The following is a 23569-nucleotide window of genomic DNA, read 5'->3' as shown; positions in this document are numbered from 1 at the left end:
CGGCAATCCAGCGTTGGTGCTCTCTCACGTAGAACGACTACGCTACGTTCGCTACGCCTCGTCTTGCCGCACAACAGCGCTTGGCGCGGACGCGGACGAAACGGCAACAGGCCCCAGTCCGATGCAGGAATCCTGAAATTGAGCCTCGCCATCAAGCAGTCCACGTTGGGAACGGACACCGGTACGTCCAAGCGTATAGGAGCCCTTGCGCTTACTCTGATGACGACCGCACTCTTCCTCACACTGCGCAATATGCCGATGATGGCGGACACCGGATTGCAGATGGTGTTCTTCAATCTGGTCACGGTATTTGCCTTTCTCGTGCCCATCGCCCTGGTCTCGGCCGAGCTGGCCACTGCGTGGCCCAACAACGGCGTTTTCCACTGGCTGGAGGAGGCATTCGGCACCCGCTGGGGCTTGGTCGCGGTGTGGCTGCAGTGGGTGCAAAGCCTGTTCGGCATCACCTCCATCCTCTCCTATGTCGCTGCCAGTCTGGCCTATGCGTTCGATCCGCGCCTGGCGGGCGACCGCGATTTCGTCGTCGCCATCATACTCGCCGTCTACTGGATCGCCACCTTCGCCAACCTGCGCGGGACCCGGGCCTCCGGGGTGATCTCCAGCCTGTGCCTGGGCGCCGGCGTACTCCTACCCAGCGTCATACTTATATCAATGACCATCGTCTATGTGGCGCAAGGCAAGCCCGTTCACCTGTCCTTCTCGACCGCGCCCTCCAGCTGGCTACCCCTGTCCCACCCGCGGGAGAGCCTGGTGCTGTTTTTGAGCTTCATATTCGGCGTGGTCGGCATCGAGGTATCGGCCAGCCATGCGCGCGAGATCCGCAACGTGCGCCGGAATTATCCGATCGCCGTCTTCGCCGCCGCCGTGATCGGCTTTGTGTTGACGTTGCTGGGCGGACTCGCCGTGGCCGTGGTGGTGCCCGCGAGCCGCCTGGACATGGTCTCGGGCAGCGTGCAGGCATTGCAGGCACTGTTTGCCACTTGGCACCTGGCAGTGCTTGTTCCGGCAGCCGCTGTACTGGTGGCGCTGGGCGCCGCCGGGCAGGTCAGTACCTGGGTGGTCGGCCCCGTCAAGGGGCTGTGGGCGGCCGGCTGCGACGGCAACCTGCCCCCTTGTCTGCAGTCAGTAAACCGTCACGGCGTACCGAGCAATCTGCTGATGCTGCAGGCGCTGGCCATGAGCGCGGTAGCCCTCGTGTTTCTCGTCGTACCGTCCGTGGATACCGCTTTTCTGATACTCACCTCCATGGCCGTGGTGCTCTACTGCGGAATGTATCTACTGCTGTTCGCCGCCGCGATCCGGCTGCGCTACAGTGAGCCGGACACGCCACGACCGTATCGCGTACCCGGGGGACGGACCTGGGGCCTGTGGTGCGTTGCGGGCACGGGTTTTGCCACCACGACAGTCTGCCTTGTCATCGGCCTCCTGCCGCCGGGCAACGGGTTCGCGACGGCCTTGTATGCCTCGGGCATGCTCGCCGCATTGGCGGTTATGCTGATTCTGCCGCTGCTGCTTTACCGCTGGCGCCGCCCTGCCTGGCGCAGCCATACCGGAACGGAGTGACGGAAAACCATGGTCAAGAAGTTGAAACCCGACGCCGAGCTTGCGCCCACCTACGGCTCGCGAGCCATGTCGCGCCCGGTGCCTAAATACGCCCTCCCCCAGTCCGAGATGCCCCCGCGCACGGCCTACCAGCTCATCCACGATGAGCTCATGCTCGACGGCAACGCCCGGCTGAACCTGGCCTCCTTCGTGACCACTTGGATGGAGCCCGAGGCCGAGCGGCTGATGGCCGAGACCTTCGACAAGAACATGATCGACCGGGACGAGTATCCGCAGACCGCCGAGATCGAGACACGCTGCGTCAACATGATCGCGCGGCTGTTCAATGCGCCCGAGGATGCCGACCCCGTGGGCGTCTCCGCCATCGGATCCAGCGAAGCGGTGATGCTGGCCGGCATGGCGCTGAAGTGGCGCTGGCGGGCCCGGCGGGAGGCCGCGGGCCGGCCAGCCGACCGGCCCAACCTGATTCTGGGCAGCAACGTGCAGGTCGTGTGGGAGAAGTTCTGCCGCTACTGGGAGGTGGAGCCGCGCTATATCCCCATGCGCGAGGGCCGCTACGTCATCACCCCCGAGGAAGTGACCAGCCGCGTCGATGAAAACACCATCGGGGTGGTAGCCATACTGGGTACCACCTTCACCGGCGAGTTCGATCCCATCCAGGCCATCCACGATACCGTCCTGGCCTATAACGCGGCCCACGGCCTGGCCGTGCCGCTGCATATCGACGCGGCCAGCGGCGGCTTCGTCGCCCCGTTCATCCACCCCGAACTGCGCTGGGACTTCCGTCTGCCCAACGTGGTCTCCATCAACGCCTCGGGCCACAAGTACGGGCTGGTCTACCCGGGTGTCGGCTGGGTACTGTGGCGTGACAGGGAGCATCTGCCGGACGACTTGGTCTTCCACGTGAATTACCTGGGCGGGGACATGCCCACCTTCACGCTGAACTTCTCGCGCCCGGGCAATCAGGTCATCGGACAGTATTACAATTTCCTGCGTCTGGGCCACGCGGGCTACACCCGCATCATGCATACGCTGCAGGAAACGGCCACCGGACTGGCCGAACGCATCGAAAAACTCGGTCATTTCGAGCTGCTGAGCCGGGGCGACACCATTCCCGTATTCGCGTTCAGGCTCAAGGATACTTCGAGGTATTCGGTATACGACGTTTCTGAGCGCCTGCGCGTGCGCGGCTGGCAGGTGCCGGCCTACACCATGCCGCCCGAGGCAGAATCCGTCGCTGTACTCCGCATCGTGGTACGCGAGGGATTCTCACGCGACATGGCCGATCTGTTGCTCGACGATCTCCGCAAAGCCGTCCACGAACTCGAGACCTCGCCTCCGGAATCTCCCCGGCGCTCTGGCGGACAATTCCATCACGGCTGATCAGTCCGCGCGTGAATCTTGCAGCTATCGCGGGCTGTCCCGGCCCGATTTTTCTGCCGCAGACTCGGCAGAACAATATTGCCAAGTTGAATACCCGAACCAGCAGTCTAAAACTTGTCATCTCATCAGTCAGCCCTGATGGATTCAGCGCTCGACGCTCTGCGGGCGGTCGCGCTTCGGTCATACTCAGTCGGCTCTACGCGGGAAGCGGCCGGTCAACGTTCACAATAAGGCGAGTAACGCCGCTGCGTCTGAGCATGCGTAGTGAGCGACTTGATTGTGTTGTTGAACGAAGCCGCTACGCGGCGAAAAAAGTCGGAACAGGCTCGAATGAATCGCCCGAACCGTGTTTCTCAATCCGGAAAAAGAGGGTGTAGACAAACCCTTATTCCGCCTACCGAATTTAAAAACAATGTCTTGGGTGTAGGTCGGATTAGCGCGCAGCGCGCGATCCGACGCTCAATCGGCGAGTGCCGAGGCTCGGCTGTCGGATTACGGTGCAAGCACCTAATCCGTATATGGATCCGCTCCAGTAAGCAAGCCTCGACAATAAAACAGAGCAGGCAGCGTCCGTATATCCGGCCTCTGGGTGGCACATCGACGGTGCCGGGCCTTGATGAGAGTCCGCACGCCCCAGCGCGCAATCGACCTATCGGCCTCGTGGGCCCGTGGATTAGCCGGCGTATCGGGGGCGTCGGTTTGACCTGTTGTTCATCAGTCGGGGCTGCCGACTCGGGGCGCGGTCAGCGCCATCAGCCTTGACCGCTTGAACTCCTTGAATATCGGTTGTGTTCGGTGATGTGGATGCGCGATGTCGTCATGGGTTCCGATCTCACGCTCAGGCCGGCTGATACGATTCGCCGCTGTGCATCAGCGCCCATAAAATCCGCGTGTTCTTGTTGGCCAGCGCCACCGCCGCCTTGTTGCGGCCATTGCGGGCGATCCGTTGGCGCACCCACGCGCCCCGCTGACCGGGCAGGCGTTCGGCCTGGGTCAATAAGGCCCGGGCGCCGTGAACCAGTAACGTGCGCAGATAGCGACCTACGTAACGATCTGATATTGCGTTTATCACCGGCAGTTAATTTTTCTACACCCTCAAAGCGAACGAAAAAGATAAATCCAAATCCCCTCAGCAGATCAACTCGGACCATCCGCAGAAGCGACAAGTATCTTCACGATTACCGTCAGGCCATCGATGGGTCAAATCGGAGCGGTGAGACGTTGGAATCCGACACAGGCGAACCTCGGATGGCTTTATCCAAAGCCTTATATCAATGGGTTACGCGAGGCTCGCCTCCTTTGCTGCAAAAGCCTGGTTATTGACCCGGCACAAAAATAGATGATTTTTCGGGTTAATAGCGCGCGTATGCGAACGCACGCTCGCCGCGGCCATTGGCCGCGAAGCCTTCAAAAATAAAACACGAACAGGCGCCGGCTTTTGTCTTTGAAGGCGTTGAAAACAGCTGACGAAGTCAGCTGTTTTGATGCCGGATTAATAACTGAACACCGCTAATATCGTGTCACGGCTTCCTTGCGAGTGCGCTGACGACCTGGTCGCTTAACAAAGCCAGGGCGCGACTCATCGCCGCAGCGATGTCACCGCCGCCAGCGGAGGCCGCTTGTACATGGATCGTCGCGCTTTTAGCGATTATCGTGCGATGCGTCTTTCCGTCGACCAGACTCCAGTGGGCAGCCAGTGTCACCCGGTTGTTCGCACCGGCCGAAAACGTCTGGCATGTCACGTCAAGAAAGTGAAAACCCTGCTGCGCACCGGCCGGGATCTGATCGGACGGCGTGTACGCCTGCCGCGGGAGCCGGGCTGCCAGGTCGGAGCCCAGGGTTTGTCGCACCAGACTATCCAGCGGCCCCCCCCATTCCACCGCTTGGCTGATATCGAGTCGATTGGCCCCGGTACGACGCACCAGGGCCAGCCGGTCCAGGCTCGCCGGCAGGGACACCCGCCCCATCGTGATGGGCGCGATGCCGACCGAGTGAACGACATTCGCGGCCTTGGGCGCCTGCGCGTCGAGTTCGATGAATTGCGTCGGTGGACTGCTGGCACAGCCGCTCAATCCCAGCAATAGCCCCAGCGCGACAAGCGCTGTGGTGTAGCCACCCACTCGTGTCCTGTAACGCAAATTCATCGCCCTATTTCGCCACTTCTTCGCGCCATGCGGCGGCACGGCCATTCGCCGCATGGCCTGATACGGCTCGTATCCGCGCCTTGCCCGGCGCGGAAAATCGCTCGAAACCCATGACGTGAATCGATTCTACAGGGCACTAGTGCCTCTTCTTGCCATAAAGCAAAGCTTCCGGATGTTGCTGGAGATAATTCGCCAGGCCACGCACCGAGCGGGCGGTCTGCGTCAACTCCGATACCAATTGTTGCATGTTTTGCTGATCCCCCAGGGAGCCGCCCGCCAGCCGATTGATGGTATTCGCGGTCTGCCTCGCCGACTCGGAAACCTGCCGCAAGCTTTTCAGTGTCGGCCCGACCTGGCCGTTGGCCGCGGCCGTAATGGCCTGCGCGTTGGCAAGCGTCCGGTCCAGATGACGGATGCTCGCAGCAACCTGCGGGGAATCCAGCAATGCCTGAGCGCGCGCGCTCGATTTCAGCACATGCCTGCCGATCGCCTTGAGCGGCACTCCCTTAACCTTGGCGTTCAAGGTCTGCGTCAGCTGGCTTACCGAGGCGAGGACCGAATTGATACCGGCCGTTTCGACGGCCGGAATACGCGGCGGGTTGGCCGACGTATCCAGTGTGGCCTGCCCGGCGCTGCCGGCCATCACCAGGGACAGTTGCCGGCTGCCAAGGACAAGATTGGCCGTGGTCAACTGCACCCGTAATCCCTTCTTGACCAGCGTCGCCAGGACCTGATCGAAACCGGCCGGCTTGTTTGTCGCGGATTTCTTGAAACCAAAACGATCCGGATAGAGATCGAATGTCACCGGCACCTGCATGGCCTGCTGCCTGGGATCGTAAGTCAGCGAAACATGGCGCACGGTACCGACCCGAATGCCGTCCAGTTTCACCGGCGTACCCGGCCCGATGTCACCGGCCGCCGTCGACGCCAGCCGCGTGGAAAACAATAGATGGCGGCCGGTCATCACCGTGCTGGCCGCGTCGGCGCTGGCGTAGAGATGCGGATCGATCGTGGGGGCGCCTGCCGCCTGCTTGCTCGACCCCATCACGTCGAAAGCGATGCCGCCATGGAGTATTTCGTCGAGCGGCGGGATGTCCACATGAACGCCGGCGTTATCCGTTGCGACGCCGAAACTGGATGCCCGCCAGAATCGAACCGTACCGGCGTCGTGCAAATGACCTGCAAATGGCTTTTTGATGAACAGTTTTATACGTATGGCATTGCGCTTGCTGTCGTAGCCGGTCGCCAGTACCTTTCCCGCCTTGAGGCCGTGGTAGACAACCGGCGTGCCATACTGCAAGCCATTCGCCGACGACGCGTACAGCGTGACCGATCGTCCTGCCTGGTTCGGCGCCGTCGCCGGCGGATGCAAGAGCCCGGTGAAGCGGTGGCTTTTATGGCCCGGCCCGGGTTGCATGATGATATTCGGGCCGGACAGCAGCGCGCCCAGCTGTCCGGACAGAATGCTGGGCTGGGTGACCCAGAACTGGGTACCGCTACGCAGGAAGTCGGATACGCCGTCCTGCACCCCCACGGTCACCTTCACCGCATGCCGGTCCGGCGTCAGTTCGACGTTTTCGACCTGGCCGACCTGCACGCCCTTGTATTGCAGCGACGAGCCCGACGAAGAAATGCCGGCCGCTTTGGGAAAGATGATCGTAATCGTGGGGCCGGCCAATAACCACGTCCGTACCACCAGATACCCGACGATGATCAGGGCCGCCAGCGGCACCGACCAAATCCAGCCGCGCCAGGGCGTCCGCCGCACCCGTGCCCGGGGGGCGTCGATTTCGTTTTCGGCCGCGCCTTTTGTGTCGTCCGCGCCACTCATGAACGGGCCTCGGCGGCATCCCACATCAAGCGGGTATCAAACGAGCGCGATGCCAGCATGGTCAGGGTGACCACCAGCGCAAAGGGTAGCGCGGCCTTGCCAAGATGCACGTTGGCAATGCCGTGAAAGGAAATCATCGGCACCATCAGGGCGGCGATGAACGGGTCGGTATTGGACCAGCGCCCGATCCGATGGATGATGCGTGCCAGATGCGTGCGCAGCACCAGCGTCCTTTGGGACGGATAACGCACGCTCATGTAAAGCCAACTCAAGCCGATCAGCTTCAGCATCGGAATCAATATGGACGCGGTGAAGATGATCACTGCCAGTTCCCAATACCCGGCGTTCACGAGCTGCCTTATCCCCTGCATGATCGTGTATTGCTGCACGCCATTCGGCTGTACCGTCGTGCTCATCGGGTAATAATAGGCCGGAAAGTACAGCACGTAACTCGCAGCCACCAGCGCGGCCGTACGATTCAGGGCGTTGGGTTTGCGCAGATACAGGCGGCGCCGACAGCGGGGACATCGTTTTTGCTCCATCGACAGCGGCAGAATCAGGTTGCACACATCGCAACTGAGAGACGACTCGTTCCGGGGCTCGGGCAAGTCGGGTGCGATCAATCGCCACACCCGATGCTCGGCAAACGAGTGGGGCATCAGTATGAGCAATACGGCGGCCGAGATCAGACACCAGCCGCCGGCTTCTATATGGGATTGCATCTGCACCTGCGTGCGCATGAACACGACCAGGCCCGCCAGAACCAGCACATCCGGCATCGACCACAACCGGATTTGATGTGCGTACCGGAATAGCCGGCCTACCCACTTCGGTCTGTAGCCCAGATGCAATGTGGTTAGAACCGTCGTGATCAAGCCAACGTACAGGAACGGGAATACGATCGTAAACGCCGCGAACATCAGGGCCAATAGCGGCCAATGCTCGACCGCCAACGCGTGCACGCCGGACGAGAGATAGCCGGCCCGCCGGTCGTGGCCGATCGAAACCTGCATCAGCGGCAGCAGATTGGCCGGAAGCAGCAACAATAAAGACGCCCACGACCAAGCCAGCGCGATCGACAGCCCCGACTCGTTGAACTGATCGAGCAAACGGCCGCAACGACGGCACTCCGCGACCGTGTTTTCGACGAGCGCGGGGATCGACTGTTCTTCACCGCAGTCGGGACAAGCAATGGCCATGCACAATCCTCAACAAGCCGGAAACGCCGCAGGTGCGCCGGACACGCGTGGGTTCGAGTTACGTTGTCTGGACCGTCTCGGCGATCGTGCTGCTGCGCTCGATCGCGTGCGCGCCCGAAGCCATTTTACAAGCTCAGAGCGGCTATGCCCGGGCCACATATCCTGACGTTGCTGGATCGGGCCAGCCAGCGGCGGGCGTTCAAGCCTTAGCGCATGCGGATGGCCGGTCCAGGGCACCGGCCCGCTGCCGACGCCGGCGAGCTCGCGGGCATCGTTGCCGAACCGGGCCGTGGCACCGTCGACGGTCATCGGATGGCGACCAGGAACTCTTCAGGCGTGACGATGCACACCAACATTGGAAATGTATCGGGCCTCAACTCGGTTGGGTGCTTATTGATGCGGATCAAAACGCTTAACCTCCGGTCGCCTAATCTGGTATCGAGTTGATCCGTGGTTCGATGAAAAAGCGAGATGTCCACGCACAAGCCCACGCGAATACGCAGCGCCATACAAGCCGATCCGATCAATACCGAGGCAGCGTTGCCCGGTCAGCGCTTGCAGGCTCTGATTGAGCGTACCCGACCGGCCGCACCGCTCGCCACGGCGATTGTGCAACCCGTCGACGCCGTCGCGCTCAATGGCGCGTTGGTGGCGACCGCTCACGGTCTGATCGATCCGGTGCTGGTCGGCCCATCCGCTCAAATCCGTACCGTAGCCGAGCAGTCCGGTCTCGATCTGGGCGATACACGAATCGTCGATGTCGGCGACGCGCAGGAAGCGGCAGCCCGTGCCGTGACGCTGGTGCGGACCGGCGAGGTCGAGGCATTGATGAAGGGGGCGCTGCATACGGAGGCGTTGATGCATGCGGTCGTCGCCCGCCATGCGGGGCTGCGCACCGAGCAACGCATGAGTCACGTGTTCGTGGTCGATGAACCCACTTATCCCCGGCTGCTGCTGATCACCGATGCTGCGATCAACATCGCGCCGGACCTGATGGCAAAGCGTGACATTGTGCAGAACGCCATTGATCTTGCGCGGGCCCTGGGCATTGAAGTGCCGAAAGTCGCGATCGTATGTGCCGTGGAAACGATCAACGCGAAGATGCAAGCCACACTGGATGCCGCGGCCCTGTGCAAGATGGCCGACCGTGGGCAGATCATCGGCGGCACACTCGACGGGCCACTGGCGTTGGACAACGCCGTTTCGCCCGAAGCGGCGACCACAAAACATATTCGATCCGAGGTGGCCGGTCGCGCCGACGTGCTGGTCGTCCCCGACCTCGAGTGCGGCAACATGATCGCCAAACAGCTCGAGTATCTCGGCGATGCCCACCTCGCCGGCATGGTGGTAGGCGCACGTGTCCCGATCATGCTGACCAGCCGCGCCGACAACATGCTCTCCCGCCTGGCTTCCTGTGCGGTGGCCACGCGCTACCGACAGTGGCAGCGCGAAGGCGGGCGCGGCGTATGAGCTATAGCGCTGCTAACTCAACCGGCTGCAGCACACTGGACCGGACGCCAGTGGGCACGCACTGCGGCCATGTGCACCCTGACGTTCTCCCGGACCGAGACATGCATGGCCGTGACGCCGGATCGCATATCCACGCGTCGGCTCGCCCCGCCACAGCCGGGCTCGCGGTGGCTGCGGCCTCCGCGGCAGTTCCCGACACGGTTGAATCGTTGCCGGGCTCACCGGGCGTGGATGACATGAACCCGACAACACAACGACCAAGCAGAGACGGGTCGTCTTGCCTCGTGCGCATAGCGCCGGCGAGCGGGTCGAGATCGTCGGGCATCGACCCGGAAACGGATGACAAGACACCGACGGCATCCCGGCCATGCCCGTCACAAGACCAGGAAGGACAGGCCCCGCATGAGTGACAAACAATCCGAACGCCAGACCGATGGCGCAAACGCCTTTGCCTCCCTGGATAACGATGCAGCGCTTGCCAAACTCGACAGTTCGAGTGACGGCCTCAGCGAGGATCAGGCGAGACAACGGCTCGATCAGTATGGTGCAAATCAGCTGAGCGAACAGCACACGCCCCTGTGGCGTGTATTGCTGTCCTATTTCTGGGGGCCGATCCCGGGGATGATTGAAATCGCCGCCGTGCTTTCAGCGGTCAACGCGGATTGGGATAGCCTGGCCGTCATCGTCGCCATGCTCATCATCAACGGCGGCATCGGCTTCTGGCAGGAAAAATCAGCGGCCGACGCATTGGCCTCGCTCAAGGGCCAGCTGGCACTTAAAGCCCGGGCGCTACGCGACGGTACCTGGCGAGAGATTGAGGCGGCACTGCTGGTGCCGGGTGACATCGTACGACTGCGGCTCGGCGACGTTGTACCGGCCGACGTGAAGCTACTCGAGGGCGACTATCTATCCATAGACCAATCGGCGCTAACCGGTGAGTCGCTGCCGGCGAATAAAAAAACCGGCGATCTGGCCTACTCCAGCACCCTTATCAAGGAAGGTGAGATGGTCGCCGTGGTCTGTGCCACCGGGGCGCACACCGCCTTCGGCAAAACGGCCAAGTTAGTCGAGAGCGCCGGGGCAACGTCCCATTTCCAGCGCGCGGTACTGCATATCGGCAATCTGTTGATCATCTCCGCCGGCGCCCTTTCGGCCCTGCTGGTCGGCGTCGAGATCGCACGCGGCATGCCGGTGCTGGAACTGTTGTCGTTCGTGTTGATCGTCGTGGTCGCCTCCATCCCGGTGGCGCTGCCCGCGGTACTTTCCGTCACCATGGCACTGGGTGCACTTGCGTTGTCCCGGATGAAAGCGATCGTGGCGCGTCTGGAATCCATCGAAGAGATGGCCGGCGTCGACATGCTGTGCACGGACAAAACCGGCACGCTGACCCAGAATCGTTTGACCCTGGGCGAGCCGACATTGCTGGATGCGGCCGAAGACGACGACATCGTCCTATATGGCGCGCTGGCTTCCCGGGCCGAAAACCGCGATGCCATTGATACCGCCATCATCGAGGCTCTGCCCGATGCCTCGGTACTCAAACACTACCAGCAGACGCGTTTTAAGCCTTTCGACCCGACCCACAAGCGCACCGAGGCCAGCATTCAGACCCAGGACGGGACTGAATTCCAGGTCAGCAAGGGCGCGCCACAGGTCATTTTCGAACTCTGCGCATTGTCCGGCGAAGCACTAACGCGCGCGCAAAAGATCGTTGACTCGGCGGCGGGCCGAGGATTTCGTACCCTCGGCGTGGCCACATCGCGCGCCGACGACGGCTGGCATTGTCTCGGCATTCTGCCGTTGTACGACCCGCCGCGCGCCGATTCCAAGCAGACGCTGGCCAATGCCCGAGCGCACGGTATTGCCGTGAAAATGATCACCGGCGACAACACCGCAATCGCGCGCGAGATCGCACGCGATCTCGACATGGGCACGAATATCCATCCGGCCAGCGCCCTATTGATGGATGAAAGCGGGCAGCGAGGTGTATCCGCCGAGGCGGCCCAGGCGATCGAGGATGCAGACGGTTTCGCCGAAGTTTTCCCCGAGCACAAATTCGCCATCGTCAAGGCACTGCAGGATGCCGGCCACATCGTCGCCATGACCGGCGACGGCGTAAACGACGCGCCGGCGCTCAAGCAAGCCGAAGTCGGCATCGCGGTCTCCGGTGCGACCGACGCCGCGCGCAGCGCGGCCAGTCTCATTCTGACTGCGCCGGGGCTGTCGGTGATTATCGGTGCGGTGGAGGAGGCGCGGCGCATCTTCGAACGGATGATGAGCTACACCATCTATCGCATCTCCATGACGCTGAGCATCATGGTATTCGTGGTTCTGACCATGCTCATCTACAACAGCTATCCGCTGACCACGATCATGATCATCCTCCTGGCGCTACTCGACGACATCCCGATCATGACCATTGCCTGGGATAACGCCGAGACCAGCCAAAGGCCGGTGCGCTGGCAAATGGATCGACTGCTCGCGATTTCGTCGGTCATGGGCGCGCTGTCGCTGGCCCAGAGTTTCGGGCTGTATCTGCTCGCCCGGGATGTGTTCGGGGTAGCACTGGCCCAAACCCAGACGATGATGTTTCTGGCTTTTATCGCCGGCGGCCACCTGTTGCTGTTCGTCACGCGCTCACGACACCCACTCTGGCGTCCGCCCTACCCGTCCTGGCAACTGTTCACCGCCATCGTGGGTACCCAGATTACAGGCGTGTGTTTTGTAACGTTCGGCTGGCTGATGCCGTCGATCTCCTGGGCGGCTATCGGTCTTATCTGGCTTTATGAAATCGCCTGGATGATGATTATGAACTTTGCCAAGCTCGGCACTTATCGACTCGTCGAACAGCGCTCGCGCCATCATCGTCGCTTCCTCGGCGTGCTCACTGAGTCCTTGCAGCCAGCGGCCACCCAGCGCCGCCGTCGGGATTCGTAATAGCGGCGCACTCACGCAACGTAACCGTACAACGGCGAAACCAAGACACCATTGCCCGGCGCGCCCGGCTGGCTAATCCGCTTACCGTCGTATTCATCACGGAATTGTTCAGCGCGGCCTCGTCCGTCACGCCCAAGGCGCTCGACCAAACCAGGACAACACGGCGTCACCCCGATGGGCCCACACCCCGCCAGGCTTCGGACAGACCCGGGGTAGCAAGCCGCACGCGCTGGCACGGATCGGGGGTCTGCCCCCGACCGAGAAACCGCGATACGGGAGCACAAGCGCCAAGGTCGCGACACACGGGGCGCACGCGACACCGCGAAACGGCGGTCGGTGCGTTCGAACTTGTCGGGGATTCAATCCACGGGCAATCCACCGTGCGGGATCATCTTGGGCGTAAAAAAGCCGCCTGACCCATCGGAAAAGCGGCTTTCAACGGCCTCGCAGCCAGGTTCTGGTGGGCCGTGCTGGATTCGAACCAGCGACCAATTGATTAAAAGTCAACTGCTCTACCAACTGAGCTAACGGCCCCACGCGGAGCGCGAATGATACCGGAAAATGGCGATTTTGCCACCCCTGCGATTCAGGCGTTCGGCGCGTCCGGCTGGTAGCGGGTCGGATCGCTCACGCCGGCGGCCTCGAACCCGGCACGGCGCAGTCGGCAGGCATCGCAGCGACCACAGGCCCGGGCATCCGCGTCGGGCTGATAGCAGGTCACGGTCTGGCTGTAATCGACGCCCAACGCCTGCCCGCGCTGAATGATTTCGGCTTTGGTCTGATGCATCAGGGGCGTCCTTAGCGCAACCGGATAGCCTTCGACCCCGGCCTTGGTCGCGAGCGCGGCCATGCGTTCGAATGCTTCGATGAATTCGGGCCGACAGTCCGGGTAGCCGGAATAGTCGACGGCATTGACCCCGATATAGATCCCCTCGGCATGCAGCACTTCCGCCCAACCCAGCGCGACCGACAGGAAAAGCGTATTGCGCGCAGGCACGTAGGTCGAGGGTATGCCCTCGGTCGGACTTTCGGGCACATCGATGCGGTCGTCGGTGAGCGCCGAGCCGCCCATGCCGTCGAAGTCGATGGTGACGATCTTGTGCTCGGCCACCCCGGCCGCAGCCGCAATCCGTTTCGCCGCGGTAAGTTCCGCGGTATGGCGCTGGCCATAGTCGAAGCTCAGCGCATAACAGCGATACCCGGCGGCCGCCGCTTCGGCCAGGCATGTGGTTGAATCGAGACCGCCGGACAGCAGAACGACGGCCAGGGGCTGATCGGACGAAGACATGGATTTTCCTGAAAAACGGGAGTGATGTCGTTCAATGGCCCGGCGCGTCGCCCCAGAGCTGCTTGTGCAGCTGGAGCTGGAAGCGCACAGGCAGGCGATCGGCGACGATCCAGTCGGCGAGGTCGCGCGCGGTGATTTCACCGTGGCTGGGCGAAAACCAGATCATGCATCCCGGCGGCGGCGTGATTTCCGCCAGACGCGACTTGGACCACTCGTAATCCGAACGCGAGCAGATCACGAACTTCAGCTGGTCATGGTCGGTGAGTGCATCGATATTATCCCACCGATTACGGGCTGCTTCGCCCGAATCAGGGGTCTTGATATCAACCACCCGCGAGGCGCGCACATCGATGGGCCGGATATCCAGCGCCCCGGCGGTCTCCACGGACACATCGTAGCCGGCATCACACAGGCGACGCACGAGCGGCGCGACGTTGGGCTGGGCCAGCGGCTCGCCGCCGGTCACACAGACATCACGTGCACCGAATGCATCCACCCGGGCGAGGATGTCGTCCAGCCGGGTCCACTCGCCACCGTGAAAGGCGTAAGCGGTATCGCAGTACCGACAGCGTAGCGGGCAACCGGTCAGGCGAACAAAGGTGCACACTCGCCCAGCCGAACGGGCCTCGCCCTGCAGGGAACAGAATATTTCGGTGATGCGCAGCGCATCCTCGCGCTGTGCCCAACGGCTGCTCTGCACGCCGTCGCGGCGGATCTCGTCGGATCGTACGTCGAGTATGTCGGGCACGGTTACGTATCCGTCAGCCGCCGCTGCCCAGCGACTGCAGTTTCTTCCGGGCCAGACCGGCGGCGTCGCTGTTCGGATACTGATCGACCACGCGCTGCCATGTCGCCTTGGCATTGTCGCTGTGATTGTGCGCCGCTTTGATCAGGCCAATCTTGTACAACGCCGACGGCACCTTGGACGAATCACTGAACTGATTCACGACCGTGTCGAATGCCTTTTCCGATTGGCCGAGCTTCTGCTGGACGTAATATGTCTCGCCCAGCCAGTACCAGGCGTTGTCGGTGAGACTGGTGTGTGGGTGCTGGGCGACAAACTGCTTGAACGCGGCGATGGCTGCATCGTACTTGCCGTTCTTGAGCTTGTTGAAGCCGTCCATGTAAGCCGCCTGGGTAGCGGCATCGACATCCGAGGCATTGCTACCGTCATCGTTGCCGGTCGCCGCCTGACTACCATGAGCGTTGCCGCTACTGCCACTGCCGCCCGCACCGCCGTTCTCCAGCTTGCTCAATCGCTTGTCGAGATTCTGATAGAGATCGCGCTGGCCTTTCTCATTTTGCTTGAGCTTGTGCTGCAGCGTATCAACCCGGCCGTTCAGATCCCGGACCTGTTGTTGGAGATTCTGAATCTGCTGATACAGCGTGAACAGTTTCGGGCCATTGTCGTTCTGGGCCAATCGCAACGGCTGCGAGTTGCTGTCGGCGGAATCCGCCATGGCAGGATGGGCTGCCAGCCCAGTCGCGGCAAGCGCGACCGTGGCGGCGAATATCGTGGTGATCAACGCGTTACGCATCGTTCGCCCCTAGCGACTATTGATTCGTGTAGATGAAGTCAACACGACGATTCTTGGCGTACGCCGCTTTGGTATGGCCAAGCACAGCCGGCCTTTCTTCACCGTAGGAAATCGTGGTGATCTGGCTCGCGTTGGCGCCGGACAATACCAGTGCCTGCTTTACCGATTCCGCGCGGCGCTCGCCAAGCGCGACATTGTATTCACGTGTGCCACGCTCGTCGGTGTTGCCTTCCAGACGCAGATGCACCTTCGGGTGATTGGCCAGATAGTGGGCGTGGGCCTGGATCACCTTCCCGTACTTCGACGCAATCGAGCTGCTGTCCAGCGCGAAATAGATGGTGCGGGTCGACAGCGGGTTGTTCGGGTCGGTGAACAAGTGACGGTCGCCTTGCGGGATATCCTGAAGACCGCGCACGTCGATGTCACGACGCTGGCCCGTGCCGGACGCCTGACCGTTGCTGCCCTGCATCCCGGCTTGCGGCATGCCGCCGTTGCCGCGAACGTTCTTGTTGCCGGCGCAAGCCGTCACTGCGAGCGCACTGGCGAGTAGCATCATCACCAGCATCAGCCGGCGGGCGAATTGGAAGTCGAAGTGACGCATTGCTCGAACGCTCCTTGCTATTGTTTGTCAACCGCCGCCTGAAGGGGAATCCGACCGGCGTATCAATCCGTTAACTCAGTTTCCGAACGGGCCCCACGCGGGCTCGCGCACTTCGCCGGCCTGGGAAAGCGTGGATTTCGCCTTGCCGTCGACCGAAACAGTCGCCAGTGAATTGCGGCTGCCCTGGGTCGCGTAGAGAATGGCCTGGCCATTGGGTGCGAAGGCCGGACTATCGTCCAGCGGCCCGTCGCTCACGATGCGCACATTATTGTTGGCAAGGTTCATCACCGCAATGCGGAAACCGTTGCCGCTCTTCTGAACCATGGCCAGCGATTTTCCATCGGGCGAGAAATCCGGGCGTTGGTTACTCTGGCCGTCGTAAGTCAGGCGCTGCACCTGCCCACCCTGGCTGCTCATTTCGTAGATCTGGGGCTGGCCACCCCGATCCGAGGTGAACGCGATGTTCTGGCCGTCGGGTGACCACGCCGCCTCGGTATCGATCGCGCTGTCGTGGGTCAGTTGCCGCATCTTGCCGGTCGACAGGTTGTAGACATAAATATTGCTGTTGCCGTTGGTCGACTTCGTCAGCGCGAGCCGTTTGCCATCCGGCGACCATGCCGGGGCGCCATTGACCCCGGACCCCGAAGTGATCGTGCGGACGTGGCCGGTGGCCAGATCCTGGACCCGGACGCTGCTGACGCCCTTGTAGACATTGAAGGCCACGTAAGCGAGCTTGCTGCCGTCCGGCGACCACGCCGGCGACATGATCGGGTCCTGCGAGGAGTACACGGTGCTGGGATGACTACCGTCGTAATCCGAAACCACCAGACGGAATTTGCGATGGTCCGCCGAGCTGCCGGTAACCGTCACGTAGGCGATGCGCGAGAGGAAGTAGCCCTTCTTGCCGGTGAATCGCTGATAGATCAGGTTTGCGATGGTATGCCCGGCCTGGCGCAACTGATTGGCCCCCGCGTTGAGCTGATAACTGGCCACCGACTGGCCCTGAGCCACATCCAGCAGGCTGAAGGTGATCTTGTAGCCGCCCTGGCCGTTCGGCGCGGCCGAACCCACCACCAGGTTGTCCACATTCTGGGTGCGCCAGTTATCGTAATTGACCTGATCCGGCGAACTCGGATGCGCCAGCATATTGCTGCGCGGAAACATCTTGAACAGCCCGGTCGAGGCCAGGTCGCGGCTTGCGATCCTGGCCACGTCGACCGGCAGTTTCTGGCTCTGACCGGAGCCGAACGGCGCAATCGCGATCGGAATGGCGCTATCCGAACTCTTGGTGATATCCACCTGCAGCGCAGCCTGGGCCGGGGATATCGCGATGGCCATCAGGCACAGGGCGGCGAAGCCGACAACGAGCGAGTGAAGATTTCTGTATTTCATTGGTCCGGCCTGAAGGTGAACTCGATTTCTGGCTGAAACAGATTGTCCGACGGCGGTGCCGGCAACGGATCGGATTTGTAGATGGCCTGCTTGACCGACCGATCGATCGCCGGGCTACCGCAAGACCCGAGAAGCTGCACATTGGTGATCTGGCCACCCGGCAACTGTTTGACTTTGACCTTGCACGAGATATTAGAGACGCCGGGCGGACGAATCCAGTTGCCCTCCACCTTATCCTCGATCGCGCTCTTGTAGGCCGCAAGCGCCTTTCGGTTAGCCGCACTCTGGCGGCCGGCGGACTCCTGAGCCAGCGCCTTACGGAGTTCCGATTTCGCCGCCGCTTCACGCGCCTTTTTCTCGGCCGCGGCTTTCTTCGCGGCCTCCTCGGCGGCTTGCTTCTTTTGCGCCGCTTCTTGTTGAGCCTTCTTCCTTGCCTCGGCTTCCTTCCTGGCTTTCTCCTGGGCCGCCTTCTGTTTCGCCTTGCGGGCGGCCTCCTTCTGCGCCTTTTCCCGAGCCGCCTTCTGCTCAGCGGCTTTTCGCGCTTCCTCCTGTGCCGCTTTCTGCGCCGCCTTCTGCTCGGCAGCTTTCCGCGCCTTTTCCTGCGCCGCTTTCTGCGCGGCTTCCTTCTGCGCCTTGGCCTGCGCCGCCTTCTCCGCGGCCTCCTTCTGCGCCTTGGCCTGCGCCGCCTTCTCCGCGGCCTCCTTCTGCGCCTTCGCCTGCGCTGCTTTTTCGGCCGCCTCCTTCTGCGCCTTCGCCTGCGCTGCCTTCTCGGCGGCCTCCTTCTGCGCGTTCGCCTGCGCTGCTTTTTCGGCGGCTTCCTTCTGTGCCTTCGCCTGCGCCGCCTGCTCGGCCGCCTTCTGCTCGGCCGCCTTCTGCCTGGCTGCTTCGGTCTGCTGGTCGGATTTGGCCTTGGGCTTCGGCTCCGGTTGCGGCCTGGCCTTCTGCGTCGGCGGCTGGGTGGGCTGATCGCGGGTACTCACAACCGAGGCCTCTACAATGGATTGGCCGTGGTTGCCTTTCGAGGCCCCAGGGTGGAAGAACTCGAGCCCGAAGATCAGCAGTGCCGCGACGAGCCCGTGCAGCAAGAGCGCGAGCATGACCGCACGCCAGTTGTCACCGATCTTGTACAACAAATCCAGCACTTAGCCGCCGCTCCCACGCTTCGATTTGTCGATGTTGTTGGTGATCAGGCCGACATGTCCGGCCCCGGCCCGCTGCAGCAACACCATGCCGCGCACGACGTTGGCATAGGCGCCGGAGCCGTCGCCCCGTACGGCAACGGGTGCGTTGGGGCGTTCGTGGAGCACCTTGGACACGGTTGATGTGATCTGGTCCGGGGACAACGGCTTGTCCGGCGACGGGCCGACGTTGAGCGACATGTCGCCATTCGCGGTCACGGTCAGAACGATCGGATGATCGTTCTTCATGTCGAGCACCTTGGCCGGCGCCTTGGGCAGATTGACATTCACGCCCGTGGTCAACAACGGAGCCGTGACCATGAAGATAATCAGCAGTACCAGCATCACGTCGATGTAGGGTACGACGTTGATTTCGGCGGTCAGACGGCGTTTTTTTCGCGATCTCATGAGCGACGATCCTTCGCGATCCACAAACCGTTACAGTTCCGGCGCGGTGCGCGTGGGCTCGGGCCTTTCCGTCTTCTTCTGCGCTCGCTCACGGCCGATGGGGTTGGCGGCATGCACCCCGCGTTCGACGATACCCGCCATTTCTTCCATGAAGGTATCGAACCGGTTCTCGATGAACTCGAGGCGATTGGTGAAGAAGTTGTAGGCCACCACCGCGGGGATGGCAGCGAACAGACCCATGGCGGTGGCGATCAACGCCTCCGCGATCCCGGGCGCGACCATGGACAGACTCGCCTGCTGCACATTACCAAGCCCGATGAACGCGCTCATGATGCCCCATACGGTGCCGAACAAACCGACATAAGGACTGATCGAACCGACCGTCGCCAGGAACGCGAGCCCGGATTCCAGCCGTTCGAGTTCACGCGACAACGCCACCCGCATCGCCCGCTGTACCGAGGGCACGATGTCCGCGCTGGTGGCGTCGCCCTGATTACGCTGGCGCTTGAGTTCTTCGTAACCGGCCTTGAACAGCGCCGGCATCCCTTCGGGATGATCGTCTTGACGAAGAACTTCCTCGTAGATGTCCTTGACATTGCCACCGGACCAGAAGCGATCCTCGAACCATTCCATTTCGGCGACCGTGTTTTTCATCAATCGCCGCTTGGAGAAAATCACCACCCATGAGGCGATCGATGCGAGCAGCAGAATCACGAGCACGGCCTTGACCAGGGTGCTCGACTGCATGATGAGACTGACAAGACTCATGTCGGTCGCGACGTTCATCTCGACTCCTTGATAAGCGCTTCAGGCAACCGGCACGGCCGGAAGTTGGCGACTTTTACACAGGCGACCGTGAATTGGCCCTGAACTAAAGCGGCGCCATCGCGCGTGATCTGTTGTTCGAAGACAACGCGCGCCGGCGTACGTTCCGCGATCGTCGCGCTAACGGCCAGACGGTCGTCCAGCCGGGCCGGGCGGCGGAAACGAATCGAAAGATCGGCCAGGGTGAAGACCACGCCGTGTTCCTCGGCCAGCGCGCGATGCCCCAAGCCCCGTGATTCCAGCCATTCGGTACGGGCCCGCTCGAAATAACGCAGATAATTGGCATGGTAGACCACACCGGTCGCATCCGTGTCCTCGTAGTAGACGCGCAGACCGATCGCGAACGCCGCCGCCGGATCAGCCATCGAAATCAAACAGATCCGAGTCGGCGGGACGATCGGCTTGCGGTACCGGCAGGCCGTAATGACGATAGGTCGCGGATGTGGCCAGCCGGCCGCGCGGCGTGCGCATCATGAACCCCTGCTGGATGAGATACGGCTCGATGACGTCCTCGATGGTCTCGCGTGCCTCGCCGATGGCGGCCGCCAGGCTTTCCACCCCGACCGGCCCGCCTTCGAATTTTTCGATCAACGCGCCAAGCAGCTTGCGGTCCATGACGTCGAAGCCGTTGTCGTCAACGCGCAGCATGTCCATCGCCCGGGCCGCGGTGCCCCCATTGATCCGACCGTCGGCACGCACCTCGGCGTAGTCGCGCACGCGCCGCAACAGGCGGTTGGCCACGCGTGGCGTACCGCGTGATCGGCGAGCGATCTCGTCGGCACCCGCCGGCTCGATGGCAATTTCCAGAATCCCGGCCGAGCGCGTGACAATCGACGCCAGATCGGCCCGGGAATAGAACTCCAGACGCTGCACGATGCCGAAGCGGTCCCGCAGCGGCGAGGTCAAGGCACCGGCCCGCGTGGTGGCGCCGACCAGCGTGAACGGCGGCAGGTCCAGCTTGATCGAGCGCGCCGCCGGCCCTTCGCCGATCACGATATCGATCTGGTAATCCTCGAGCGCGGGGTAAAGCACCTCCTCGACCACCGGCGACAGCCGATGGATCTCATCGATGAACAGCACATCGTTGCGCTCGAGGTTTGTCAGCAGGGCCGCCAGATCACCCGGCCGTTCCAGCACCGGGCCGGAGGTCTGGCGAAAACCCACGCCCATTTCGTTGGCGATCACGTGCGCAAGCGTGGTCTTGCCCAGTCCGGGCGGGCCGAAGATCAGTACGTGATCGAGGGCTTCCGCGCGCGCCCGCGCGGCGGAAACGAAAATGTCGAGCTGCTCGCATACTTCGGGCTGGCCGACGTATTCGGCCAGCCCGGTCGGACGCAGCGCGCGATCGAAGCGGCCGTCCTCGGGGCGCTCGGCCGAACCGATCAGGCGCTGCTCGCCCGCCTCTTCGAACTCGGGCGGCATGTCAGCGCACCGCTCGTTTCAATGCTTCGCGAATCAGCGCTTCGCTGTCGTTGCCATCGGCATCCAGGCCACGCAGCAAGCGATCGGCCTCGGCCGGCTTGTAGCCCAGAGCGATCAGGGCATGGCGCGCGTCGGCACTCGCCCCTACATCCGCGACCTCAACACCACCGCCGGGCGGTGCCGAATTCAGGCTGGGCGCGATATCCGTGCCGGACAACTTGTCGCGCATCTCGACCAACAGCCGGGCCGCGGTCTTCTTGCCCACGCCGGGCAGCCCGGTCAGCCGTGCGGCATCGTCGGCCTCGATGGTGGCCACGAAGTCGGCCACGTTCATGCCCGACAGCACGGTTAAAGCAAGTTTGGCCCCCACGCCCGAGACCTTGATCAATTCGCGGAACAGGCGGCGTTCGGCTTCTTCGGCAAAGCCGTACAGCAGGATGGCATCGTCGCGCACGACCATCTGCGTGAGCAGCGTCACCTCACCGGACTGCTGTGACAGCGTGAAGAACGTCGACATCGGCGCTTCCAGCTCGTAACCGACGCCGCCGACGTCGATCACCAGCCGCGGCGGCTGTTTTTCCACGATACGCCCGCGCAGCCGGCCGATCATGGCGTGCGCACCCGTGCCGCGTGCATGCGGCCACGGGTGTGCGCATGATGGGCGTGGCACAGCGCCACGGCGGCGGCATCCGCGGCATCCGCCTGTAGCGGCCCCTTCGCCCCGAGTAGCATGGCAATCATGTGCTGGATCTGGAGTTTGTCGGCATGGCCGCGACCGACGATCGCCTGCTTGATCTGGGTCGGCGTATATTCCGCCACCGGCAGACCGGCCGAGGCCCCGGCACAGATGGCCGCGCCGCGCGCCTGACCCAACTTGAGCGCGCTGGCCGCATTGCGCGAGACGAACACGTTCTCGATCGCCATTTCGTCGGGCCGGTATTCACGGATCACCTCCGACAGACGATCGAAGATCAGCCCCAGCCGTGTCGGAAAATCGGCGCGCGGCAGGCGGATGCAATCGATGATCTGCGCACACGGGGCGGCGCCGCCGTCGACCACGGCATAGCCGGTCACGGTCGAACCGGGGTCGATGCCGATGATTCTCGGCACGAGGGTCTGTTGATGTTTCATACGAGCACCGCGTTGGAGACCGCAAATGGTGTCCGGCAAGGCGCGAGCCGCCGCGTCGTGGCGTGCCACGACCCAGGCTTGCAACGCCACCGGGCGCGATTTGAGGCCCAACCCGAAGGGACAAGCGCTGTTTTGCGGCAATCCAGCGTTGTAGCCCGCTTGTGCAGGGTGACTGCACGGCGCGAGCTAAGCCTCGTCTTGCCGCAAAACAACGCTTGGCGCGGACTCGTATGAAACATCAACAGGCCCTAGGCCGCCTCGTCCGAGAGCGATTCCTCGTCGAATTCGACGTTGCTGTAGACGTTCTGCACGTCGTCGATGTCTTCCAGCGCATCGATCAGCTTGAGACAGGTGCGGGCCGCGTCGCCCGTCAGTTCCACCGTGGTCGACGGGCGCATGGTGACGTCGGCGTCGGCGGGCGTGAACCCGGCCGACTCGACCGCCTGGCGCACGTGAGTGTAGTCGTCCGGCGCGGTGAGCACCTCGAACGAGCCGTCCTCGTACTCCACCAGATCCTCGGCACCAGCTTCCAGCGCCGGGTCGAGTACGTCCTCGTCGCTCACCTCGGGCGAAAAGGTCAGTACGCCCTTGCGATCGAACAGATAGGCCACCGACCCGTCGGCGCCCATGTTGCCGCCGTTGCGGCTGAACGCATAGCGGATTTCGGAGACAGTGCGATTGCGGTTGTCGGTCATGCAGTCGACCATGATCGCCGCGCCCTGCGGGCCGTACCCTTCGTAACGCACTTCCTCGTAGTTGTCGCCACCGGACTCGCCCGCGCCGCGCTTGGCCGCGCGCTCGATGTTGTCCTTGGGCATGTTCGCGGCCAACGCCTTGTCCCAGGCCAGACGAAGCCGCGGATTATCGTTGGGATCCGAACCGCCCATACGGGCCGCGACCGTGATCTCGCGAATCAGCCGCGTGAATACCTTGGCGCGCTTCTTGTCCTGGGCCTTCTTCCGGTGCTGGATATTCGCCCATTTACTATGCCCTGCCATAAACGCCTCGTCTGGATACGCTTGCCATCATTTTAACAGGCTGCATGCCGACTCGCGCAGGTAAAGCCGTCACACCCGGCGCGGGTCCATCGCGGCGACCCGCGAAAGCAAGGCGTCACCGCCCGCTCGGATTGGCATCGCGTCATCCATTCCGGCGCTGGCCGGCCGGCAACATCGAAACCCTGAGCCCTTCTTTTCTCAGCCAGACCATTTGTTGGCGGAACTGGGAACCCAGGGCCTGTT

20 protein-coding genes, 1 tRNA gene and 1 pseudogene are annotated in these 23569 nt (G+C 62.6%); 4 read left to right on the top strand and 18 right to left on the bottom strand.

What is annotated here, in order from left to right; translation table 11 throughout:
- The first annotated feature begins 138 nt into the window (after positions 1 to 138).
- Together ACS8Y6_RS05735 and ACS8Y6_RS05730 are read left to right on the top strand one after the other, a co-directional pair.
- Complete coding sequence (locus tag ACS8Y6_RS05735) at positions 139 to 1581, top strand: APC family permease (RefSeq protein WP_440855175.1); 1443 nt, start codon at positions 139 to 141, stop codon at positions 1579 to 1581.
- A 9-nt stretch (positions 1582 to 1590) separates the two neighbouring features.
- On the top strand, positions 1591 to 2964 hold the full coding sequence (locus ACS8Y6_RS05730) for a glutamate decarboxylase (RefSeq protein WP_440855174.1): 1374 nt from the start codon (positions 1591 to 1593) through the stop codon (positions 2962 to 2964).
- 838 nt (positions 2965 to 3802) lie between these two features.
- Here the strand turns inward: ACS8Y6_RS05730 and ACS8Y6_RS05725 are convergent.
- The 4 genes from ACS8Y6_RS05725 to ACS8Y6_RS05710 form a co-directional block, all read right to left on the bottom strand.
- A complete protein-coding gene (locus ACS8Y6_RS05725) occupies positions 3803 to 4036 on the bottom strand; it encodes a hypothetical protein (RefSeq protein WP_440851577.1) in 234 nt (77 codons plus the stop codon).
- A 448-nt stretch (positions 4037 to 4484) separates the two neighbouring features.
- Positions 4485 to 5162, bottom strand: coding sequence for a PqiC family protein (locus ACS8Y6_RS05720; protein WP_440855173.1), 678 nt, complete (start codon positions 5160 to 5162; stop codon positions 4485 to 4487).
- Positions 5163 to 5244: 82 nt separating this feature from the next.
- Positions 5245 to 6840 (bottom strand): PqiB family protein, encoded by a 1596-nt coding sequence (locus ACS8Y6_RS05715; protein WP_440851575.1) that lies wholly within the window; start codon positions 6838 to 6840, stop codon positions 5245 to 5247.
- A gap of 95 nt (positions 6841 to 6935) precedes the next feature.
- Positions 6936 to 8138: a paraquat-inducible protein A gene (locus ACS8Y6_RS05710; protein ID WP_440851574.1), complete on the bottom strand. Its 1203-nt coding sequence runs from the start codon at positions 8136 to 8138 to the stop codon at positions 6936 to 6938.
- A 549-nt stretch (positions 8139 to 8687) separates the two neighbouring features.
- Between ACS8Y6_RS05710 and ACS8Y6_RS05705 the strand changes: the two are divergent.
- Both ACS8Y6_RS05705 and ACS8Y6_RS05700 read left to right on the top strand, forming a co-directional pair.
- Positions 8688 to 9608, top strand: a pseudogene (locus ACS8Y6_RS05705) (bifunctional enoyl-CoA hydratase/phosphate acetyltransferase); the annotation flags it as partial.
- Positions 9609 to 10010: 402 nt separating this feature from the next.
- A complete protein-coding gene (locus ACS8Y6_RS05700; protein WP_440855172.1) occupies positions 10011 to 12545 on the top strand; it encodes a plasma-membrane proton-efflux P-type ATPase in 2535 nt (844 codons plus the stop codon).
- Positions 12546 to 13003: 458 nt separating this feature from the next.
- Here ACS8Y6_RS05700 and ACS8Y6_RS05695 read toward each other — a convergent pair.
- The 14 genes from ACS8Y6_RS05695 to ACS8Y6_RS05630 form a co-directional block, all read right to left on the bottom strand.
- Positions 13004 to 13079, bottom strand: a tRNA-Lys gene (locus tag ACS8Y6_RS05695).
- Between the two features lie 52 nt (positions 13080 to 13131).
- A complete protein-coding gene (gene queC / locus ACS8Y6_RS05690; protein WP_440855171.1) occupies positions 13132 to 13833 on the bottom strand; it encodes a 7-cyano-7-deazaguanine synthase QueC in 702 nt (233 codons plus the stop codon).
- Between the two features lie 31 nt (positions 13834 to 13864).
- Positions 13865 to 14533: a 7-carboxy-7-deazaguanine synthase QueE gene (gene queE, locus ACS8Y6_RS05685; RefSeq protein ID WP_440855185.1), complete on the bottom strand. Its 669-nt coding sequence runs from the start codon at positions 14531 to 14533 to the stop codon at positions 13865 to 13867.
- A gap of 61 nt (positions 14534 to 14594) precedes the next feature.
- Positions 14595 to 15371 (bottom strand): tol-pal system protein YbgF, encoded by a 777-nt coding sequence (ybgF, locus tag ACS8Y6_RS05680; protein ID WP_440855170.1) that lies wholly within the window; start codon positions 15369 to 15371, stop codon positions 14595 to 14597.
- Between the two features lie 16 nt (positions 15372 to 15387).
- Positions 15388 to 15972: a peptidoglycan-associated lipoprotein Pal gene (gene pal, locus ACS8Y6_RS05675; protein ID WP_440850538.1), complete on the bottom strand. Its 585-nt coding sequence runs from the start codon at positions 15970 to 15972 to the stop codon at positions 15388 to 15390.
- Positions 15973 to 16047: 75 nt separating this feature from the next.
- Positions 16048 to 17364, bottom strand: a complete 1317-nt coding sequence (gene tolB, locus ACS8Y6_RS05670; protein WP_440850537.1) for a Tol-Pal system beta propeller repeat protein TolB — start codon at positions 17362 to 17364, stop codon at positions 16048 to 16050.
- Positions 17361 to 18506 (bottom strand): cell envelope integrity protein TolA, encoded by a 1146-nt coding sequence (tolA, locus tag ACS8Y6_RS05665; protein WP_440855169.1) that lies wholly within the window; start codon positions 18504 to 18506, stop codon positions 17361 to 17363. Before tolA ends, tolB begins: the two co-directional genes overlap by 4 nt.
- Positions 18507 to 18950 (bottom strand): protein TolR, encoded by a 444-nt coding sequence (gene tolR / locus ACS8Y6_RS05660; RefSeq protein WP_440850535.1) that lies wholly within the window; start codon positions 18948 to 18950, stop codon positions 18507 to 18509.
- 30 nt (positions 18951 to 18980) lie between these two features.
- A complete protein-coding gene (tolQ, locus tag ACS8Y6_RS05655; RefSeq protein ID WP_440850534.1) occupies positions 18981 to 19736 on the bottom strand; it encodes a protein TolQ in 756 nt (251 codons plus the stop codon).
- Complete coding sequence (gene ybgC / locus ACS8Y6_RS05650; RefSeq protein ID WP_440850533.1) at positions 19733 to 20140, bottom strand: tol-pal system-associated acyl-CoA thioesterase; 408 nt, start codon at positions 20138 to 20140, stop codon at positions 19733 to 19735. Before ybgC ends, tolQ begins: the two co-directional genes overlap by 4 nt.
- On the bottom strand, positions 20133 to 21197 hold the full coding sequence (gene ruvB / locus ACS8Y6_RS05645; RefSeq protein ID WP_440850532.1) for a Holliday junction branch migration DNA helicase RuvB: 1065 nt from the start codon (positions 21195 to 21197) through the stop codon (positions 20133 to 20135). Before ruvB ends, ybgC begins: the two co-directional genes overlap by 8 nt.
- 1 nt (position 21198) lies before the next feature.
- Positions 21199 to 21807 (bottom strand): Holliday junction branch migration protein RuvA, encoded by a 609-nt coding sequence (gene ruvA / locus ACS8Y6_RS05640; RefSeq protein ID WP_440850531.1) that lies wholly within the window; start codon positions 21805 to 21807, stop codon positions 21199 to 21201.
- Entirely contained in the window at positions 21804 to 22328 is a 525-nt protein-coding gene (gene ruvC / locus ACS8Y6_RS05635) for a crossover junction endodeoxyribonuclease RuvC (protein WP_440855168.1), read from the bottom strand. The genes ruvA and ruvC overlap by 4 nt, the downstream gene beginning before the upstream one ends.
- Positions 22329 to 22576: 248 nt before the next feature.
- Positions 22577 to 23326: a YebC/PmpR family DNA-binding transcriptional regulator gene (locus tag ACS8Y6_RS05630; protein ID WP_440850530.1), complete on the bottom strand. Its 750-nt coding sequence runs from the start codon at positions 23324 to 23326 to the stop codon at positions 22577 to 22579.
- Between the last annotated feature and the right edge of the window lie 243 nt (positions 23327 to 23569).

Origin of the sequence: Salinisphaera sp. RV14, assembly GCF_052044135.1 — a bacterium.
Taxonomy (GTDB): domain Bacteria; phylum Pseudomonadota; class Gammaproteobacteria; order Nevskiales; family Salinisphaeraceae; genus Salinisphaera.
The sequence above is the reverse complement of the archived record's forward strand: the minus strand, read 5'-3'. Positions and strand labels throughout refer to the sequence as shown.

Bases quoted from the DNA above. Each gene is read 5' to 3' on its own strand.
- ACS8Y6_RS05630 (WP_440850530.1), bottom strand. From the start codon at position 23,326: ATGGCAGGGCATAGTAAATGGGCGAATATCCAGCACCGGAAGAAGGCC.
- ACS8Y6_RS05720 (WP_440855173.1), bottom strand. From the start codon at position 5,162: ATGCGGCGAATGGCCGTGCCGCCGCATGGCGCGAAGAAGTGGCGAAAT.
- ACS8Y6_RS05710 (WP_440851574.1), bottom strand. From the start codon at position 8,138: ATGGCCATTGCTTGTCCCGACTGCGGTGAAGAACAGTCGATCCCCGCG.
- ACS8Y6_RS05700 (WP_440855172.1), top strand. From the start codon at position 10,011: ATGAGTGACAAACAATCCGAACGCCAGACCGATGGCGCAAACGCCTTT.
- ruvC (WP_440855168.1), bottom strand. From the start codon at position 22,328: ATGAAACATCAACAGACCCTCGTGCCGAGAATCATCGGCATCGACCCC.
- tolR (WP_440850535.1), bottom strand. From the start codon at position 18,950: ATGAGATCGCGAAAAAAACGCCGTCTGACCGCCGAAATCAACGTCGTA.
- tolB (WP_440850537.1), bottom strand. From the start codon at position 17,364: ATGAAATACAGAAATCTTCACTCGCTCGTTGTCGGCTTCGCCGCCCTG.
- ACS8Y6_RS05730 (WP_440855174.1), top strand. From the start codon at position 1,591: ATGGTCAAGAAGTTGAAACCCGACGCCGAGCTTGCGCCCACCTACGGC.
- tolQ (WP_440850534.1), bottom strand. From the start codon at position 19,736: ATGAACGTCGCGACCGACATGAGTCTTGTCAGTCTCATCATGCAGTCG.
- ruvA (WP_440850531.1), bottom strand. From the start codon at position 21,807: ATGATCGGCCGGCTGCGCGGGCGTATCGTGGAAAAACAGCCGCCGCGG.
- ruvB (WP_440850532.1), bottom strand. From the start codon at position 21,197: ATGCCGCCCGAGTTCGAAGAGGCGGGCGAGCAGCGCCTGATCGGTTCG.
- queC (WP_440855171.1), bottom strand. From the start codon at position 13,833: ATGTCTTCGTCCGATCAGCCCCTGGCCGTCGTTCTGCTGTCCGGCGGT.
- pal (WP_440850538.1), bottom strand. From the start codon at position 15,972: ATGCGTCACTTCGACTTCCAATTCGCCCGCCGGCTGATGCTGGTGATG.
- ybgC (WP_440850533.1), bottom strand. From the start codon at position 20,140: ATGGCTGATCCGGCGGCGGCGTTCGCGATCGGTCTGCGCGTCTACTAC.
- ybgF (WP_440855170.1), bottom strand. From the start codon at position 15,371: ATGCGTAACGCGTTGATCACCACGATATTCGCCGCCACGGTCGCGCTT.